14 protein-coding genes and 2 pseudogenes are annotated in these 18175 nt (G+C 62.2%); 8 read left to right on the forward strand and 8 right to left on the reverse strand.

Annotated elements, in window-relative coordinates; genetic code table 11:
• Nucleotides 1-6: 6 nt before the first annotated feature.
• On the reverse strand, nucleotides 7-762 hold the full coding sequence (locus OWC48_RS03185) for a hypothetical protein (RefSeq protein WP_282518625.1): 756 nt from the start codon (nucleotides 760-762) through the stop codon (nucleotides 7-9).
• Nucleotides 763-1058: 296 nt separating this feature from the next.
• Here OWC48_RS03185 and OWC48_RS03190 point away from each other — a divergent pair, with 296 nt between their 5' ends.
• The gene (locus OWC48_RS03190) at nucleotides 1059-2090 is read left to right on the forward strand and encodes an ABC transporter substrate-binding protein (RefSeq protein WP_282518626.1); all 1032 of its coding nucleotides are present in this window, start codon (nucleotides 1059-1061) and stop codon (nucleotides 2088-2090) included.
• Nucleotides 2087-4777: a hybrid sensor histidine kinase/response regulator gene (locus OWC48_RS03195; RefSeq protein WP_282518627.1), complete on the forward strand. Its 2691-nt coding sequence runs from the start codon at nucleotides 2087-2089 to the stop codon at nucleotides 4775-4777. Before OWC48_RS03190 ends, OWC48_RS03195 begins: the two co-directional genes overlap by 4 nt.
• 33 nt (nucleotides 4778-4810) lie before the next feature.
• On the opposite strand, the gene OWC48_RS03200 is transcribed toward OWC48_RS03195, so the two are convergent.
• Together OWC48_RS03200 and OWC48_RS03205 are read right to left on the reverse strand one after the other, a co-directional pair.
• Entirely contained in the window at nucleotides 4811-5623 is an 813-nt protein-coding gene (locus OWC48_RS03200; protein ID WP_282518628.1) for a hypothetical protein, read from the reverse strand.
• A 65-nt stretch (nucleotides 5624-5688) separates the two neighbouring features.
• Nucleotides 5689-6585 (reverse strand): LysR family transcriptional regulator, encoded by an 897-nt coding sequence (locus OWC48_RS03205; RefSeq protein ID WP_282518629.1) that lies wholly within the window; start codon nucleotides 6583-6585, stop codon nucleotides 5689-5691.
• Between the two features lie 129 nt (nucleotides 6586-6714).
• Here OWC48_RS03205 and OWC48_RS03210 point away from each other — a divergent pair, with 129 nt between their 5' ends.
• Together OWC48_RS03210 and OWC48_RS03215 are read left to right on the forward strand one after the other, a co-directional pair.
• Nucleotides 6715-7653 carry a ring-cleaving dioxygenase gene (locus OWC48_RS03210; RefSeq protein WP_282518630.1) on the forward strand — a complete coding sequence of 313 codons (939 nt, stop codon included), beginning with the start codon at nucleotides 6715-6717 and terminating at the stop codon, nucleotides 7651-7653.
• Nucleotides 7650-8291: an alpha/beta hydrolase gene (locus OWC48_RS03215; RefSeq protein WP_282518631.1), complete on the forward strand. Its 642-nt coding sequence runs from the start codon at nucleotides 7650-7652 to the stop codon at nucleotides 8289-8291. Before OWC48_RS03210 ends, OWC48_RS03215 begins: the two co-directional genes overlap by 4 nt.
• Before the next feature lie 57 nt (nucleotides 8292-8348).
• Here OWC48_RS03215 and OWC48_RS03220 read toward each other — a convergent pair whose 3' ends face one another.
• Entirely contained in the window at nucleotides 8349-9449 is a 1101-nt protein-coding gene (locus OWC48_RS03220) for a glycosyltransferase (protein WP_308775977.1), read from the reverse strand.
• A gap of 935 nt (nucleotides 9450-10384) precedes the next feature.
• Here OWC48_RS03220 and OWC48_RS03225 point away from each other — a divergent pair.
• Nucleotides 10385-10621, forward strand: coding sequence for a DUF1127 domain-containing protein (locus tag OWC48_RS03225; RefSeq protein WP_282518960.1), 237 nt, complete (start codon nucleotides 10385-10387; stop codon nucleotides 10619-10621).
• A 35-nt stretch (nucleotides 10622-10656) separates the two neighbouring features.
• Here the strand turns inward: OWC48_RS03225 and OWC48_RS03230 are convergent, their stop codons facing one another.
• Nucleotides 10657-11604, reverse strand: coding sequence for an ABC transporter substrate-binding protein (locus OWC48_RS03230; RefSeq protein WP_282518633.1), 948 nt, complete (start codon nucleotides 11602-11604; stop codon nucleotides 10657-10659).
• A gap of 95 nt (nucleotides 11605-11699) precedes the next feature.
• Here OWC48_RS03230 and OWC48_RS03235 point away from each other — a divergent pair, with 95 nt between their 5' ends.
• Nucleotides 11700-11948 carry a LysR substrate-binding domain-containing protein gene (locus OWC48_RS03235; protein ID WP_282518634.1) on the forward strand — a complete coding sequence of 83 codons (249 nt, stop codon included), beginning with the start codon at nucleotides 11700-11702 and terminating at the stop codon, nucleotides 11946-11948.
• On the opposite strand, the pseudogene OWC48_RS03240 reads toward OWC48_RS03235, so the two are convergent.
• A pseudogene (locus tag OWC48_RS03240) lies at nucleotides 11945-12107 on the reverse strand (IS5/IS1182 family transposase); the annotation flags it as partial. The gene OWC48_RS03235 and the pseudogene OWC48_RS03240 sit on opposite strands and share 4 nt — an antisense overlap.
• A 213-nt stretch (nucleotides 12108-12320) precedes the next feature.
• Here OWC48_RS03240 and OWC48_RS03245 point away from each other — a divergent pair.
• Nucleotides 12321-13238: a prolyl oligopeptidase family serine peptidase gene (locus OWC48_RS03245; protein WP_282518635.1), complete on the forward strand. Its 918-nt coding sequence runs from the start codon at nucleotides 12321-12323 to the stop codon at nucleotides 13236-13238.
• 419 nt (nucleotides 13239-13657) lie between these two features.
• Nucleotides 13658-14743, forward strand: coding sequence for an acyltransferase (locus OWC48_RS03250; RefSeq protein WP_282518636.1), 1086 nt, complete (start codon nucleotides 13658-13660; stop codon nucleotides 14741-14743).
• An 18-nt stretch (nucleotides 14744-14761) separates the two neighbouring features.
• Here the strand turns inward: OWC48_RS03250 and OWC48_RS03255 are convergent.
• Both OWC48_RS03255 and OWC48_RS03260 read right to left on the reverse strand, forming a co-directional pair.
• A pseudogene (locus OWC48_RS03255) lies at nucleotides 14762-16219 on the reverse strand (amidase family protein).
• Nucleotides 16220-16667: 448 nt separating this feature from the next.
• A complete protein-coding gene (locus OWC48_RS03260; RefSeq protein WP_282518637.1) occupies nucleotides 16668-18161 on the reverse strand; it encodes an ABC transporter substrate-binding protein in 1494 nt (497 codons plus the stop codon).
• Nucleotides 18162-18175: the final 14 nt, after the last annotated feature.

The raw sequence follows: 18175 nt of genomic DNA on the forward strand, positions 1-18175 counted from the left end.
CCGGCATCAGAACTGGCCGGGCGGCAACTTGAAGATGTCGGGGCTCTTGGCGTCGGCCACGTAGAACAGCAGCAGGCTGGTCGGGGTCAGCACACGCTGGTTGTTCTCCTTGTTCTCGAACGTGCCCTGCAAAAGCAGGATCACCGAACGATCCTTGGCATCGCTGCCGCGGAACATCACGATGCCGCCGGCAACCGGCATGTTGACCGCGATGGAGTCGGGCTTGAAGCCTTCGCCCATGAAATGGGCGCGCAGGATGTTGGCGTTGGAGAACAGCTTCTCCGGCGTCATCGCCGTGTCGGTCCCCTTCGACCAGACGGCGCCGATCTGGATCAGCGACTTGGACTTGTAGCCGAACACATAAGAGAGCTCGGCAGTCCCGCCGTTCGGCAGCAGCTCGGGAACGGACATGAGGATGCTGTGCGTCAGCTCGGACGCGTTGTCCTGCGCCCTGATCGCGTCGGGCTTGGCGCTGAAGTCCTTGATCATCGCCGCGCGCACGTCGGCTTCGTTCATGCCGAATTTGGCGGAGCGGAAGCCGTCGATCGCCTTGGCCGTCTTGTCGTCCGCACCGGCGATAGGCGTCTCTGTCGCAGCAGCGACCGGCGCACCGGCGGCGGCGGCTGGCGCCGCACCGGCAGCGGCTGCTCTGGGTGCCGGCGCAGCCTTCTGCTTCGGCACCGCTCCCTGGGCCGCGAGCGGCCCGGCTGCAACTGAGGTCAGCAGGCCCACGAGGGCCGGAAGAAGATAGATTTTGCGCATCGAAAACCTTCGAAATAAACCTGAAACAACGCTTCAAAAAATCAGCCGCTCAGAAATCGACTTCTCCGAACCGTCGTCGCAACGAGACGGAAAATGTTGCAACGCCACAACGCGTTGCAGATCGTCACGGAGCAGACAAAGCTCGAAACAGCGACTCTTTGGCCGGGTAGGAATACGGTATCGAAGTGCCGAATGCTGCGAATGAACATTCATAAGCGCATTTTTTCATCAATTGTGGATACCGCCCTTTCGCGTTAAGCATCCGGCTTGGGACAGACCATCGTGCAAAGAATTCCATGACCGAACGGCCTTCCGCGTTCGCGCTCGATCGCCGCGGCTTCATTCGCCTTGCGGGCACAACCGCCGCAGGCTGGATTGCGCTCGGCGCAACGTCAGATCGCATGCGGATTATTGCCTCGCTGACGGGATTGCCGCTCGACGACGAACTGACCAGACGGAGCATGACCGACAGCCCGACCTCCCGCCTGGGTGGCCTCATCGTCGGCTTGAGGCAGCGCGGCTGGGTCGAAGGCGTCAACTTCCGCTTCGAACTCCGTTCGACCTTTGGCGGACCGGACAAGCTCAAGACCGCGGTCCAGGAGTTGCTCGAGCTCAAGCCGGACGTGATCCTGACCGGCTCGACCACCGAAACCGCCGCAGTCTTTGCCGCCACCAAAACCATCCCGATCGTTTTCGCGACCGCCAACGATCCCGTCGGCAACGGTTTCGTCGAAAGCCTCGCGCATCCCGGCGGCAACGTCACCGGCTTCACCAACAGCACCGCCGAAATGGGCGGCAAATGGCTTCAGCTCATTCGGGAGGCGGTGCCGGATCTCGCGCGCGTCGGCGTCCTTTTCAACCCGGCGACCACGCCCCGCGCCGGGCGCTTCTTCCTCGAATCGATCGAGCAGGAGGCCGCGACATCAGGGGTGTCCGTGGCCCCCGCGCCCGTCAACGCGCCGACGGACATCGACGAAGCCGTGAGGCGCTTTTCCGAACCGCCCAAGGCGGCGATGGTTGCGCTGGTCGACAGCTTCCTCGTGATCCACCGTCAGGCGGTCGTGGCGGCGGCGGCCAAGCATCGCGTCCCCACGATCTATCCGTTCCATTATTTCATGGATGCGGGCGGATTGATGAGCTACGGGCCGACGCTGGAGGTGCGCTCGGCCGACTACGTCGATCTCATCCTGCGCGGCACCAAGGCCGGGGATCTGCCGGTGCAATCGCCGCGGAAATACGAGCTCCTGATCAACCGCACGGTCGCCCGGTCGCTCGGATTGAACATTCCATTCACGCTGCTCGCGCGCGCCGACGAGATCCGCGAGTGAACGAGGCGATCGACCAGGGACATTTGCGGACGCCCCCGGGCCGGTTATTCCGAAAATATCTCTACTCGATCGTCGCCCTCGCCTTTGCCGCGCTCGCCATCAACACCGGCTTCGACGTCTGGTTCTCCTATCACGAGCAGAAGGAGCTTCTCGCGGCGACCCAGCGCGAGCAGGCAGCAAGCGCGGCGATTCAGATCGGCCAGTTCATCGGCCAGATCGAAAACCAGATCAGATGGCTCTCGCGCCTGCCTCCGGAGCTGTCGAGCAACGAAGACGACCGCCTGAACGCCATCCGGCTCCTGCGCCTCTCGCCCGCGATCGCGGAAATTGCCGAGCTCGATTCGCAGGGCCGCGAGCAGGTGCGCGTGTCACGCCGTGTCGCGGACAGGGTCGGCAGCAAGGCCGATCTCTCGGCCTCGCCGGCCTTCCGCGGCGCCAATGAAAGCCGGGCCTATTACGGGCCGGTCTACTTCCTCGGCGACACCGAGCCGTTCATGACGCTCGCCACGCGCGGGACCGGGCGGAATCCCAATGTGATCGTGGCCGACGTCAATCTGCGCTTCATCTGGGACCTCGTCGCCGGGATCAGGGTCGGCAACACGGGCAAGGCCTATGTGGTCGACCGCATGGGAGTCCTGATCGCGCATCCCGATCTGTGGCCGGCGCTGCAACGGAGCGATCTCTCCGGGCATGCCGACGTGCGCGCCGCGCTCGACGGCGTGGGCCCGCCTTCGGGTGGCCTGGTCAAGGAGGATCTGTCGGGCCAGCGCGTGCTCTCGACCTATGCGACGGTCCCCTCGCTCGGCTGGCTGGTGTTCGTCGAGCTTCCGCTCAGCGAGGCCTACGCCCCGATCTATGCATCGATCGGACGCGCGACGTTTCTCCTGATCGTCCTGCTCGCCTTCGCGGTCCTGGTGTCCCTCTGGCTCAGCCGGCGCATGACCGTGCCGATCCAGATCCTGACGCAGGGCGCGCGGCGGATCGGCAGCGGCGATCTCGGCCTGCGGCTCGCGATCAAGACCGGCGACGAGCTGGAAGCGCTCGGCGACCAGTTCAACCGGATGGCCGCGCATCTTCGCGACTCCTATGCGACCCTCGAGCGCAAGGTCGCCGAGCGGACCGCCGAACTCGAAAAGACCCGCGATCAGGCCCTGGCCGAACATGACGCCGCCGAGCGCGCACGCAGGGCCGCCGTGCTGGCCAACGAGACCAAGTCGCGCTTCCTCGCCGTCGTCAGCCACGAGCTGCGCACGCCGCTGAACGGCGTCATGGGCGTGCTGCAGCTGCTCGACGACGGCAGCCTCGGCGAGGCCCAGCGCCGCCACCTCGCGACCGCGGAGGCATCGGGCGAAACGCTGATCGCCCTGGTCGATGCCATCCTGGAATATGCCCGCCTGGAGGCCAGCACCGAAACGCTGGAGACGCGTGACTTCCGCCTCCACCAGCTGATCGAGACCGCCGCGGAGCTGATGTGTCCGCAAGCCTTCGGCAAGGGCCTGACCTTCGACCTCGCCTGTGATGCGACGGTCGACACATCCGTGCACGGCGATCCGGTCAGGCTCAACCGCATCCTGCTCAATCTGATCGGCAATGCCATCAAGTTCACCCCGCACGGCGGGATTGCGCTGACAGCGACCGCCGAGCAACGCGACGATCATGTCCTGCTGCGCATCACCGTTCGCGATACCGGCATCGGCATCGCGCCCGACATGCACGAGCGCATCTTCGACGATTTCGTCCAGGCCGACGACAGCATCGCGCGGCGGTTCGGCGGCACCGGCCTCGGACTCGCGATCGCGCGCCGGCTCACGCGCCTGATGCGCGGCGAGCTGACGGTGGAGAGCACGCCGGGCGCGGGCAGCACGTTCACGCTTCAGGTGCCGCTCGGCCGGGCCCCAAGCGGCGTCGCGCAAGGCGCGGTCCCGCCGCCCTCGCGGCAGTTGCGCGTGCTGCTGGTCGACGACGATCCCGTCAATTGCGAGGTCGGTGAAGCCATTCTGAACCGGCTTGGCCATCGCGCGACGATTGCGAGAGACGGCGCGTCGGCGATAGAGCTCGCCCGCGACCGGACATTCGACATCATCCTGATGGATCTGCACATGCCCGACATGGACGGCATCGAGGCGGCCTCGCGGATCGGCAAGCTCGATCTGCCAAAAATGCCGCGCATCATCGCCGTGACCGCCGACGTCTCCACCAGCGCCCGCGAGCGGCTCACCGGCGCCGGCATCGCCAAGGTCGTCAGCAAGCCGATCCTGATCAACGCGTTGCGCGAGGCGATCGAGGATGCCCCCGATGAGCCGGCCACCGCGCAACTCGCTGCAGGCGCATTGATCGACCGGCATTTCCTCGACGACCAGCGCGAGCTGCTCGGCTCCGCGCAAATCGAAAAGCTGCATCATTTGCTGCAAGAGACCAGCGGCAAATTGATCACAGACATCGCCAAGGCCGCCGCGGCCGGCGATCACAACGAGCTCGCGCGATCCACGCACCAGCTCGGCAGCGCCGCCGGCGCGCTCGGACTCGTGCGCCTGTTCGAGCGCACCCGTGAGATCGAATTGGCAGCGCCCTCGATGTCCCCGCCCGAATACCAGAGCGCAGCTCGTGAGCTTGCCGCGCTTCAGCAAGCCTCTATGAGCGCGCTTGACGAACTGCTCCGGCCCGCCGAGCAAAGCTCGGTCAGCTAGTTCTTCGGCCAACTATTCATGGATAGGTGCTCATCATGCTTCATCGTGTCCTTCAGACTCAACGGAGCGCGCTTTCTTCGGAGGCAGCAAATTTGCATCTCCATAGCGGAGCAAGCGATCTTTGCGCTCGATTGGAACGAGGTCTTTGGTTTCCTCGCGCTCTGAAATCAACTTCACTTTGACCTTGTGTTCAATGTTCGAGATGTCGGTCACCGAATGCTCGCGGATATAGTCGATCTTATCCTTTACCGCTTTCGGTAGCAGGGCAGTCAATCCCTCAACTATGCCATCCGCAACCGCGCGGAAGATACCCCTGACACCGTAAGCGCGAACAGGATCATCACCCTCGTATTTTTTGGCAAAGGCTATCGCATTTTCGATTACAACTATGGCTGGCTCGCGTATCGCCTTGTCACTCAATACGTCGAGCTGAATTTGCATCACGCTCGAAAGGTCTGCGTACGAATCAGTGGTTTCCCTCGATGCATCCGCAGAGAGCTTGACTTGGTTGCTCACTCCCGCACGAGCGGCGAACAGCAAGAGCACTGGCCGCCCCCGGTATTTGAATTTCGAATTTGCCTCGAAGATTTCAACGGCTCGCAGAAAGTCCTCGTCCGTGTAGCTATAGTTGTCGGAGCGGTTTTCCCATCCAGCTAAAATGAGGTGGAAGTCTGCTCCCGAGCGCCGATTTAGATATTTGAAGGCTGGCTCCAAGACATCTTTGGTCAACTTCTGGCCTTCTTGAGCAAACAGAACGCCCATCATACGGGGGGAAGTCTCGCTCACCATCAATGACCCAACGATCTGCTCGAAGTCGTTGTAAGTATAGATAACCCCACCCTTCATCCCGCCCCCTAAAACTGACTAAGCCAAGCTAGCATGGGGCGGGCGACTGGGCAGTACTGAAATCTTTAGGTCTTTTCCTCACGCCCAAACCGCTCCACCAGAAAATCAATGAACAGCCGCACCTTCACCGACAAATGCCGCGTCGGCGGATAGACCGCATAGAGCGCAAGCGGCGGTGCGGAATAATTGTCCAGCACCGTCCGCAGCTCGCCCTTCTTCAACGCGTCGGCGGCGATGAACTCCGGGAGCAGCGCCAGCCCCCTGCCCTTGATCGCGGCGTCGCGCAGCACTTCGGCATTGTTGACGCAGAGCGACCAGGCCGGCTGGATCCAGTGATCGCCGTCGGTACCGGTGAGCTTCCATTGATTGCCGGTCAGCAGGAAGCCGTAGGTGAGCGAGACATGCTCGCGCAGATCCTGCGGATGCTTTGGCGTGCCGTGACGCGCGAGATAATCGGGCGAGGCGCAGATCATGCGCGCCACCGGCATGATTTTTCGCGCGATCAAACTCGAGGATTCCAATTCCGCGATCCGCAAGGTCACGTCAAAGCCGTCCTGCACGGGATCGAGCAGATCGTCGCTGAGCACGATCTGGAGCTGGAGCTCGCCATAGCGCGCCATGAAATCGGCCAGCACAGGACCTAGCCGCATCGTGCCGAACGACATCGGCGCGTTGACCCGCAACAGGCCGCGCGGCGCCGACTGGGCCTGCGTCACCGCCTGGTCGGCGGCCTCGATCTCCGAGAGGATCACGACCGCGCGCTCGAAATAACGTTGGCCGTTCTCGGTCGGGCTCGCGTGCCGGGTGGTGCGGTTCAGGAGCTGGACGCCGAGGCTCTCCTCGAGGTCGGCGATGTATTTGCTGATCGCCGAGCGCGACAGCCGCAACTGGCGGCCCGCCTCGGCAAAACTGCCGCTTTCGACCACCTTCACGAAGGCCCGGAGGCTGGCGACTTTATCCAAGGGCCGGCCCCGGCGATTGTTTCCAAATCGTAGACATAGACGTCATATTTGCATGGATTGTCTCCAATCCAAAGCGGAACGATATTTCCACCCAGAGCAAGACCGCTCCCCGAATTCTGGAGGACGACAATGTCTGGACTGCACCACGTCACCGCGATCGCCGGCGACCCCATCCGCAATTTTGGCTTCTACACCCGGGATCTCGGCCTGCGCTTCGTCAAGAAGACGGTCAATTTCGACGATCCCGGCACTTATCATTTCTATTACGGCGACGAGACCGGCCGCCCCGGCACCATCCTGACCTTCTTCCCCTGGGCCGGCGTGCCGGCCGGCCGCCGCGGCGTCGGCGAGACGCATCAGACCGCCTTCCGCGTGCCGCAGCACTCGCTCGGCTACTGGACGCAGCGTTTCACCGAGAAGGGCATTGCCTATGAGGCGCTGGAGAAGCGCTTCGGCGAGTCCGTGCTGCCGTTCACCGACCCTGACGGCATGGCGCTCGCGCTTGTGGGTGTCCCCGGCGCCGAGAACGAGCCCGGCTGGAGCAATGGCGACGTGCCGGCCGAGCACGCGATCCGCGGCTTCCACGGTGTGACCTTGCTGCTCGACAGCGCGGCGAAGACGGCGGCCGTGCTCACCGATGTGTTCGGCTTCAAGGAGACCGGGCGCGAAGGTTCGGTGATCCGCTTCAAGGCGCCGGGCGATGCCGAAGGCAGCGTCGTCGACATCTACGAGGCCAAGGGCTTTTTGCGCGGGCATCAGGGCGGCGGCTCCGTCCATCACATCGCCTTCCGCGCGGCCGATGACGCCGAGCAGGGCCGGATGGCGCAAAAGCTCGTGAGCAATCACGGCCTGCACCCGACCGAGCAGAGGGACCGCAACTATTTCCGCTCGATCTACTTCCGCGAGCCCGGCGGCGTGCTGTTCGAGATCGCGACCGATATCCCCGGCTTCGCCGTCGACGAACCCGTCGCGACGCTGGGACGTGATCTGAAGCTGCCGAGTTTCCTCGAAGCGCAGCGCAAGCAGATCGAAAATGTTCTGCCGAGCCTGGAAGAAAGCGCGTCATGACCGAGAGCACATTCATCCATCGTTTCGAGCCCGCGACCAACGCGGGCTCCCCTCCTCTGCTGCTGCTGCATGGCACCGGTGGTGACGAGAACGATCTGCTCGGGCTCGGCAAGATGATCTCGCCCGGCTCCGCGCTGCTCTCGCCGCGCGGCCGCGTGCTCGAGCACGGCATGCCGCGCTTCTTCCGCCGTCTCGCGGAGGGCGTGTTCGACGAGGACGACGTGCGCCGGCGCGCGCTGGAGCTCGGCGACTTCGTCGCCGATGCGCGCAAGCAATACGGCATCGCCGCTCCGGTCGCGGTCGGCTTCTCCAACGGCGCCAACATCGCAGCCGCGCTGTTGCTGCTGAAGCCGGACGTCCTGGCAGGCGCGATCCTGCTGCGCGCAATGGTGCCGCTGTCGGATCCGCCCAAAACCGATCTGCTAATGCCGGAGCTTGGCGGCAAGCCCATTTTGCTGCTGTCCGGGCAGGCCGATCCGATCGTGCCGGCGAGCAATTCGGCAAAGCTTGCGGCGCTGTTGTCGGAAGCCGGAGCGCGCGTCGACCACAAGGTGTTGCCGGCGGGCCATCAATTGTCGCAGGCCGACGTCACGCTGGCCCGCAACTGGATCGGCAGCGTCGACGCCAAAGCGGCATGAACCAACGAGCGGCGCATCGTTCACGAACGGTGCGCCGCCCATTCGCGTTGCGATCCGTCAGGCGGATTTTCGAAGCGGTTGTTTCTTCGGTTGCTGTCTCGCCGCGCGGCCAGTGGCGGCGATCGCCTCCATCTCGTCGACGAGGCCGGACCGATCGATATCGACTTTCATGGCCTCGCCGAGCAGACGGGCCGCCATCCTGAATTGCGGCTCCGCGATCAATCGGTTCACCGCCGCGGCAATTTCCGCTTCGGAGGCGGTTGGAGGCAATTGAAGCCCTGCCCCCTTCGCTTCGACGCGCGCGGCGTTGGCGGCCTGGTCCCGCCCCATCGGCAGGATGAGCTGCGGCAGTCCGTTGATGAGTGAACGCGTGGTCGTTCCGTGGCCGCCTTGCGAGATCACCACGGAAACATCCTTCATGACGAGGTCATGGGGAGCGCCGCGGACCAGATGCACATTGTTCGGAGCCCAGAGGTCGGCGACGTCGACATTGGGACCGGCTGTTGCAAGGGCATCGATCTCGACCGCTTCCATCGCTGTGATAATGCGCTGAAACAGCTCGCGCTGACCTTGCGCGCCCGTGCTGCATGCGATCAGCCCGCGAGGACGCCCCGACGGAGCCGACCATGGCGCTCGCCACGCCTCCGTCTGCCGAGACTTTGACCAGTTCGGCACATCGAGCAGCGGTCCGACATAGCGGAAATTCTCGGGCAGCGAGTCAGCTTGAAAGTCGAACGCCCGACTGGTCGCGAGCAAAAGCCGGTTGGCCCGATCGAACAGATCGAAGACATCTGCGAGAGGCGGAAGACCCAGATCGGCACGCGCGCGGTTGAGACTGGGCAGAAACACATTGAGTGTTTCGGCCAGCCTGGCATTGGCGGCGTCGACATCGGCGCGCTCTTGCGGCGTTTTCGGTTGACCCAATCCGCTGATAGCCGGCGGCATTCCCGGCAGGGGCCGAATGCTGACATGAGGGGACAGAAGAGCGAAAGGCACGCCTGACGCCTCCGCCCCGAGCGCAGCGCCAAACAGCACGTCAAGCAGGAGAACGGCATCCGTCGGCATACGGCCGATTTCATCCCGGACATCGGCCGCATAGAGCGCGGCAGGATCAAAGATGGCCTGGCGTAGAAAGTCTTGTACATCCGAGACGTCCACCGGATCCGCAGCCTTTCCGGTCGGGGCGCGGCGCCATGCTATAAATGCAAAGCCGGAGGCCTCGACTTCAGCGCGCATCGCCGGATCCGCCATCACCCAGATATGATGTCCATTCCGGTGCAACCTCCGCGCCGCAGTCAGCAGCGGGCTCAAATTCCCAAGGGTCCCCCACGACGCCAGCAGAAAATTATAGGACATCGGAGAACCCTTTCGTCGCGGTTGCGAATTCGCTGTCGCAATCCATCCTGCGCAACCCAATGCAGGCTTCCGGACAGATGCTTGGCCGCGCTTGTGTCCGCGCGAGCCACGCCAAGAATGGAGCGGCGCGCGCTACCGAACGATGTCTCCTCTGGAGGGAGATGGTTACGGCTGTAAGGAGAGGATGGCCGCTTATGGGCCAAAGCGAACATTTGAGCTGAAGGCCAGGTCCGCTAAGCGGCAAAAGCGGTCCAACTGTTCAGAATGCGGATTGGTCCGCTAAGCCACAAGTGGCCATTTCATACTGCGCGCTTGATGGGAATTGGAATGAGACTAGTCTTTCCTGACAACCGCACGCACTCATGGGGCTAGACCCATGATGGGGCAAGCTCGCGCTATCCTTTCGAGGTGTTCCGGCCTGTAAAATCGAGCGAGCTTTGGAACGAGTGTGGAGACGCGCAGAGCCGGCCTCGCTTCCATCAGGCGCGCACCGATCATCCGGGCTTCCTCGACCCTTCCAGACATTGCGTGGCATGCCGCCAGAATGAATTGTGCGTTGAGATAGTTTGGCCGGTGCAGCACAGCCTTGGACGGTCTCCGGTCAGGCCCGGCAACACCCGGAAAATAAAGAATAAGCAGTCCGTAAGGAAAATGTAAGCAGCAGATCAAGCGCGCTGGGCCAGATTTTGGCAGCTTGTCAGGGTGGAAACAAGGTGCCCGAGGATGCTGCGATGAGCATGATTTATCAGACAACGGGCTTGGTCCAGACGACAGACTCTCAGCGACGCCATGTCAGCGTTCTCAAGAATTGCTGGAACGCTTTTCAAGAGTGGCGGAAATGGGAGCGGCTGCGGCGTGATCTTTGTAGCCTGAGTGATCAGGAGCTGAAGGATATCGGGATTACCTATGGCGAGATCGATTACGTGGCCTTGAACCGAGACACTGACCCGCGAGGCATACGATCGGTCGGATGAGCGGCGCTCCCTTGGTGGCTGCCCGGCAGCCCCGCTCATTCAACCACCTCGTCGGCGCGTAACAGAAATGACTCCGGTACTTTCAGACCGAGTGCCCTGGCGGTCTTCAGATTGATGACGAGGTCGAACTTGGTCGGCTGTTGGACTGGCAAGTCGGCCGGCTTCGCCCCGCGCAAAATCCTGTCGACAAAGGTCGCGGCAAGCCGCCATAGGTGGGTTGCGTCCACGCCGTAGGACATCAGCCCGCCCGCATCGACGAACTCTCGGTATTCAAACATCGTTGGAATTCGCGCGGTCAGCGCTCGGGTCGCAATGGCGAAGGTGAGTGGGACGCCGACGGCATAGAGTGCGTCCGCACGGTCCCTGAGGGCCTCGAAAGCCGATGCAACGTCCTCTGCGCGCCGGATTTCCAATATCGTCGCCTTGAGGCCGAGCGCGGAGGCCGCCGCCTGCACCTCATCCATTCTGTTTTTGAAACCGGGGCTATTGGCATTGACCATAACGGACAAGCGGCGGAAACCTGGGACAACCTCGCGCAACAGCTCGAGGCGCTTGCCGGCAAGACTGATGGGGTTGAGCGCTAGGCCGGTCGCATTGCCGTCCGGTCGGGCCAAACTTGCGACGAGGTCGCTGCCAACAGGGTCGCCAGAAATGGAGACAATTGGGATGAGCGATGTCGCACGTTTTACCGCGAGGGTCGGAGATCCTCCCACCGTGACGATGACATTCACCTTGAGTCGGACGAACTCGGTCGCAATTTCGTTGGAGCGTTCGGTATGTCCCTCCGCAGAGCGATACTCGATCGCAACGGTCCGCCCCGCGATCCAACCGAGTTCGCGCAACCGATCCTCGAAATCTTGGGCCGACCAGGCCGGGCCCAAGAATCCGATGATGGGTAGCTTTCTCGTCAGCTCCGCCCGCGCCGGGCTCGGGCCCATAACCGCGGCAACGCCGACGAGCGTGATGAACTCGCGCCGCCTCATTGAGTTACTCGTTTGAAGCGCCCGACTGAGGCATACAGCCTAGCATCTTTCAACCGGGAGCCGAGCGAGAAAAGGGCTGGCAGCCCGCCCTAACCGTGCGACGCAATGTCCGCATCGGGTCAAAAACGGCGCTTGGCCGGCCGCAAGCATTTACTTTTGCGGACGGCACTCGGGTCATCCCCAATGGCCCCTTCGATAGCGACGATGCCCAGTCGTTGATTGAGGCGGTCATAAAAGGCGTTGGCATCGCGCAGTTCATGCGCATCGCCATCGAGGACGAGCTTGCCGCCGGACGATTGAATGTCGTGCTGCCGGACATACCGATGTTCACCACGCCGGTCTAGGCAAGGTAGTTGGCGGCGAGCCTGTCGTAGCGCGTCGTTGCCCGACGACATTGTTTGATCATCCTGTTGAAGAGCCGCTCGAACTGGTTGCGAAAGATAGGGGCTGAAGCGGATCGGATTGCTGCGATTGCTTTTCGGCGGGAGGTTGGCCCAGCGCCCTACTTCATGGCGCTGCCGATAATCCCCGATGAAACTGTCGAAATGACCCAACCAGAACTCAAGCAGTCTCACAGTACTGCGACTGCTCATTAATCATCGCATTAGCCCGATCGCTGGCCATCTGCGCGCGTATTCAATAAACCGCCTCGCGAACGCTTCTAGGGCGGCGACATGCAAACAGTCCGGTTCATCTGCCTTTCCGCGGCCCTCGCCATGACCGCACCCGCAGCAGCGGCTGGGCTGAAGATGGTCGATGTTCCGGCCGACGGCAGCGGCCCTGCGATTAAGGTTGCCGTCTGGTATCCCAGCAACGATCCGCCTTCGCCGATCAAATTCGACGCATTCATTTTGAGGGGGGCCAAGGACGGCGCGGTCCGCGGGCACAAATTGCCGCTCGTCGTCATGACTCATGGACGAGGCGGCTCATTCGTCGGAAACAGTGACACAGCCGAACATTTAGCAGATGAGGGCTTTGTCGTAGCGTCGCTCAATCATCCCGGCGATACGGCCTCCGACAAAAGCAGGATCGGGGAACTGTCGATCTACCTTCAGCGCCCGAAAGATGTCTCGCGAGTGATCGATCACATGATCACAGTAGACCCGTGGTTCGCGACGGTTGACCCTAACAGGATCGGTATCTTTGGTTTCTCACGTGGTGGCTACACAGGGCTCGTAACCGTTGGGGCAAGGCCTAATTTTTTGGCCGGACTGCCGATGTGCGAAGGGCGGACGGATAAGATTTGTGGTGAACTACGTGGGCCGCAATTTTCCAATTTGCCGATGATGCATGACCGTCGGATTAAGGCTGCGACGATTGTCGATCCTATGACTATCTTTTTCACTGCCGAGAGCTTCTCCGACGTCACGGTGCCTGTACAGCTGTGGGCCTCCGAGACAGGATTTGACGGTGTCGATCACAAGGCTATTGAGACAATCAATGCAGCGCTTAAGGTGCCACACACCCTCAATAAAATCGAAAACTCACAGCACTTCTCTTTTATCAGAGTTTGCCCCGCTGGCGTTGCTGGCCAGGAACCTATCGTCTGCAATGATCCACCGGGTTTCGACCGCGAGCAGTTTCATGTTCGGCTGAATTCTTCGGTCGCCGAATTTTTTCGGGCGAATCTATAGAGCCTTGATTGGCGACTGGACACCCTGGTGTGTCCGCTTCTTGGTCCTTTGCTGCTCCATCAATCGGGTGTCGGGGAGAAACCGACATCATCGACGGTTTATGAGTGCGCGCCCTGGACTAGCCGGCGTAGGCCAGACGCAGCAGCTTGTGTTCGCTCCAGGCACGGTCTGCGAGAGTGACGCCAAATCACACGCTGATGTTGTGACTCTATTAATAGTTGTTATGGCACGTACATTCCCGTAACGCAGGGAGTGGCCGCAAATGGCGCCGAGCTTCTGTTGTATGCCGTCACGATCGCTCGGGAGGAGCGAGGCCAGACGACGAAATCATCTCCCTGCCCGTGTTCCGGCTGAGCCGGATTCTTATCGCAATTCTTCCATCATACCTGACGTCGTGCCGCGCCTGATCGCGTGAATCGATGGGCCTCCTGCGATTACTCCTGGCACTGGCCGTTGTCGGCGACCACGTGCTGCCGCCATTCCCCTGGCTTCGTCTCACCACGGGGATCATGGCGGTCGAAGTCTTCTTTGTTGTCTCCGGATTCTACATGCAGATGGTCCTGTCGCAGCGCTACGCGTCCGCAGGAGCATTCTATCTCAGTCGAGCCGTTCGAATTTTTCCGACATACTGGCTCGTGGCTGCGCTTGCTCTCGCGCTCTGGCCCGTGAATGATTTCCACCAGATTGCCAGCCTGGGGTGGCAGCCCGCCATTCTGGTGTTCGCATCCAGCATACTGATCTTTCTTCAGGACACCTTGCTGTTCCTCGGAGTGGATCGCGGCGAGCTGTTCTTTACCGCGAATTTCCACTCCACTGCCCCTCAACTGTCCTCGTACCTGGTTGTGCGCCCATCGTGGACGCTGGCATTGGAGCTGTATTTTTACCTGATGGCTCCGTTCGTGGCCCGGCTGAGCAGCTTCCGCCTGGGTGCGATCGCTCTCATGCTCACCGGAGCGAGACTTGCAGCGTATGGCGCCGGATTGGATCACGATCCCTGGTACTATCGCTTCTTTCCATTCGAGCTTCCCCTATTTGTGCTCGGAATGCTCAGCTTCCGATTGTTCAACCAGATCGAAATGCTTCCGTTCTCGAGATCCAGGGCCGTCGCGCTCGTCGCAATCGCCGGGTTGATCGTGCTCGGACAGCATTTTGTTCTGAACGTGCCGGAACAGTACGGCTTCGTTGCGGCTGCAATGGCCGCGGCGGTCGTTCCGGTAGCCTTCGCAGCCTTCAAGGACGTGAGCATCGATCGGTTTGTCGGCGATCTCTCATATCCGATCTATCTCGTGCATTTTCCGATCATTCAGTTTCTGAGCAACAATTATGCTGTCGTGGTCGCGACAAGCTTGTTGGTGTCTTGTTTTATCGTCGTCGGTCTTGAGAGGCCACTGGATCGCCTTCGCCATCGCCTCGCCGGCGAAAACCGGGCCAACAAGCAGCCCATACCAGCGATCACGGCCGAAGCGGCGTTTGAATTGGCCAACACAGCCGACCAGAAATCCTGATCCATCGCCCGGCGAAATCTAAAGCGCGGGCAAGCCGGGCGGCGGTTTACGCATGTTGGTGGCCTGCTCATAGGCGTAGGCCAGACGCAGCAGCTTGTGCTCACTCCAGGCACGGCCTGCGAAGGTGATGCCAAGCGGATAATCGGGCGTATCCTTGCCGTCGGCGCCCGAGATGAATCCTCCGGGCACCATGACGCTGGGATAGCCTGCCTTCGCGGCGATCACACAGCCATCGGCGCCGGGAAACAGCACCGCGTCGATCTTGTGCTGGTTCATGTAGGCATCCATGCCGCGCGTCTTGGCGGAGAGCAGGTCCATGGCCCGCGCCGATTTATACTCGCGCTCGCTGAGATCGCCTCTGGTCATGTTGGCGGCGAGAAACAGGTCCTGGCCGAACCGCAGCGCCGTCTCCGCATGAGCCTCGTTGAAGGCCACGATGTCGGCCATGGTTTTGATGTCGGTGTTGGTCGCCCAATCCTTCAGGTAAAGATTGAGATCGTGCTTCAGCTCGTAGAGGAAGACGATCGGCGGCGTCGCCAGATTACCCCGGTTGCGACTCAGAGGATTGCGGTTGAGCACGTTCATGTTCGTACCCGGCCCGCCGATCCAGCCGAGTGTCGGCATGTTGGCGCGCACGATGATCGCGCCAAGATCCTCTAGCACCTTGATGGCATCGGCCATCACCTTTGCCGACCTAGGCGGCAGCTTGCCGTAATAGCGATCGTTGAGCGGATCGCCGGGCTCGCTCGGCACGCCGATGCGTGCGCCCCTCATCGCGTCGTTGGTGAGATCGGCAGTGTAATCGGCCGGCCGCCGCTACCGCTCCGTCGCCGGGTCGAGCGGGTCCTGGGCAGCCAGCACGTTCAGCAGCATCGCCGCGTCGCGTACCGTACGCGTGATCGGTCCTGCAGTGTCCTGGCTGTGCGCGATCGGCACGATCCCGGCCCGGCTGACCAGTCCGACGGTCGGCTTCACGGTGACGAGGCCATTTTGGCTCGCGGGATACAGCAGCGAGCCCGACGTCTCGGTGCCGATCGAGGCTGCGCACAGGCCGGCCGCTACGGCGACGGCCGAGCCAGCGCTTGATCCGCCCGGTGGCACGACCGGAATGCCGCGATCATCGATCAGCGCCGGCGCATAGGGGTTCTTCACCTGACCGCCGAGCGAGGAATATCCCGCGGGCATGTCGGCCGCGAGAATGTTGGCGAACTCCGTCAGGTTCGCCTTGCCGAGGATCACCGCGCCGGCCTTTCGCAGCAGCTTGACGATTGTCGCGTCTCTCCTGGCGCGCGCGCCCTCCAGCGCCAGCGAGCCCGCCGTCGTCGGCTGCTCGTCGCCGGTCGCGATGTTGTCCTTCACCAGGATCGGGATGCCGGCCAGCGGCCGCTTGGCCGACGGTTTGGCGTCGTCGAACTTGCTCGCTATCGTGAGGCGCGTCGGGATTGATCGCGCGCACGGAGTTGAGCGCGGGCCCACCGCGATCGTACGCCTCGATGCGCGCGAGATAGGATTTGGTCAGCGACGCGGCAGTGACCTGCCCGCTGGCCAGCGCATGAGCGATATCGCTCATCGTCGCATTGTCGAGCTTCAGTGTGATCGGTGCGTCAGCGCTGACGACAGCCGCGGCGATGTCGGCATCGCGGCGGGATGGCTTCTTCATGGCGTGCCTCGCCTGACGGCGCGTCCCGAACCATGACGCCGCGATGGTTGTATATTGCCGGTGTTTTGCCCGACGGGTCAACCGCATCGCATGGCTACGCAAGCCATTGAGCGGGTCGCGCAAGCCATTGAAATGCTTAATCCCGGCTACTGTGCATGGGGTTGTTTTTCAGGTTTTTGTTTTGGGTCGCCTAAAAAATTTGACCTCTCCCCCGATGGGGAGAGGTCAACGTTGACGCGACGGGCTCGACTTGACGACGCGTCCCTACTCCCAGGACCAGGTCGAGAAGTCGTTCTCGAACTGCGGGACTTCCTTCCAGACGCCCTTCAGCTTCTTGCTGATGACAGTGGGCCATTGCGGCTGGAACAGGTAGGCGGAGACTGCATCGGTCGCCAGCATGCGCTGGGCGTCGCCGAGAAGTTTGGCGCGGCCGGCCTCATCCGGCGTCGACACGATCTGCTTGTAGAGCGCGTTGAACGCGTCGTTGTTGTAGCCGAGATAGTAGTCCGGCTCGGTGATCTTGACGAGGTCGAACGGCTCGACATGGCTGACGATGGTGAGGTCGAAATTGTGCGGGCCGTTGCCGGCGAACACCTGCGACAGCCACTGTGCCCATTCGACGTTCTCGATCTTGGCGACGATGCCGACCTTGGCAAGCTGGGCCGCGACAATCTCGCCGCCTTGCCGCGCATAGGGCGGCGGCGGCAGCTTCAGCGACAGCTCGAGCGGCGCGGTGACGCCGGCCTCGGCGAGCAGCTTCTTGGCCTTCTCGGGATCGTAGGGGTTGATGCCGGTGGTATCGACATAGCCGAGCGATCCCGGCGTGTAGAAGCTGCCGATCGGCGTGCCGAACCCCTCGACGGCACCGTCGATCAATGCCTTGCGGTCGATCGCAGCGAGAATGGCGCGGCGAACGCGGACGTCATCGAGCGGCTTCTTTCGCTCATTGATGGCGACAATGGTCTTGGCCTTGGAACCGCCAATCAGCACCGTGAAGCGCGGGTCGGCCTTGAATTGAGCAACGACGCGGGTCGCGATGCGCGGAAAGGCGTCCACGTCGCCCGAGAGTAGCGCCGCGGCCTGCGCTGCCGGATCGGAAATGAAGCGGATCGTCACCTTCGCAAGCTTGATCGCCGCGGCATTGCGATAGTCCGTCCATTTGTTCAGCGTGATCGAGGAGCCCTTGGCCCAGGCGCCGAGTTGGTAGGGCCCGGTCCCGACCGGCTGCGTCACATTGGTCGGCGCGCTCTTCGGCTCGACGATCGAGGCGCTCGCCTGCCCCAGCAGGAATGGCAGGTTCGGCTCGGAATTCTTCAGGGTGATCGCGACCGTGTCGGCGTCGGGCGTGGCAACGGACTCGAAGCCCTGGAACAGGCTCTTGTCCTTGTTGGTGCTGGTCGGCACTGCGTTGCGCTCGAACGAGAACTTCACCGCGGCGGAATCGAACGGCTCGCCATTGTGAAATTTGACGCCCTTGCGCAGCTTGAAGGTGTAGCTCTTCAGGTCGGGCGAAGCGGTCCAACTCTCCGCCAGCAGCGGCGAAGCGGTGCCGTCCTCGTTGATCTTGGTCAGGGTCTCATAGATGTTGTAGAGCGTGACCTCGGCGATCGCGGCGGCTGCGGCGTTGGTGGGATCGAGCCCCGGCGGCTCCAGCGTCATGCCCATGACGACGCTGTCCTTCTTGCTCTGCGCCAGCACCGGCAGCGGTGCTGCGACAAGCGCAGCGGCAAATGCGACGATCGATAATTTCTTGAGCATGCGTAACTCCCCGG

Origin of the sequence: Bradyrhizobium sp. Arg816 (genome assembly GCF_029989365.1) — a bacterium.
Lineage (GTDB): Bacteria > Pseudomonadota > Alphaproteobacteria > Rhizobiales > Xanthobacteraceae > Bradyrhizobium.

What these genes read in the sequence shown, in the direction of transcription:
- OWC48_RS03185 (WP_282518625.1), bottom strand. Translation starts at nt 762, where the DNA reads ATGCGCAAAATCTATCTTCTTCCGGCCCTCGTGGGCCTGCTGACCTCA.
- OWC48_RS03190 (WP_282518626.1), top strand. Translation starts at nt 1,059, where the DNA reads ATGACCGAACGGCCTTCCGCGTTCGCGCTCGATCGCCGCGGCTTCATT.
- OWC48_RS03200 (WP_282518628.1), bottom strand. Translation starts at nt 5,623, where the DNA reads ATGAAGGGTGGGGTTATCTATACTTACAACGACTTCGAGCAGATCGTT.
- OWC48_RS03210 (WP_282518630.1), top strand. Translation starts at nt 6,715, where the DNA reads ATGTCTGGACTGCACCACGTCACCGCGATCGCCGGCGACCCCATCCGC.
- OWC48_RS03215 (WP_282518631.1), top strand. Translation starts at nt 7,650, where the DNA reads ATGACCGAGAGCACATTCATCCATCGTTTCGAGCCCGCGACCAACGCG.
- OWC48_RS03225 (WP_282518960.1), top strand. Translation starts at nt 10,385, where the DNA reads ATGATTTATCAGACAACGGGCTTGGTCCAGACGACAGACTCTCAGCGA.
- OWC48_RS03230 (WP_282518633.1), bottom strand. Translation starts at nt 11,604, where the DNA reads ATGAGGCGGCGCGAGTTCATCACGCTCGTCGGCGTTGCCGCGGTTATG.
- OWC48_RS03245 (WP_282518635.1), top strand. Translation starts at nt 12,321, where the DNA reads ATGACCGCACCCGCAGCAGCGGCTGGGCTGAAGATGGTCGATGTTCCG.
- OWC48_RS03250 (WP_282518636.1), top strand. Translation starts at nt 13,658, where the DNA reads ATGGGCCTCCTGCGATTACTCCTGGCACTGGCCGTTGTCGGCGACCAC.
- OWC48_RS03260 (WP_282518637.1), bottom strand. Translation starts at nt 18,161, where the DNA reads ATGCTCAAGAAATTATCGATCGTCGCATTTGCCGCTGCGCTTGTCGCA.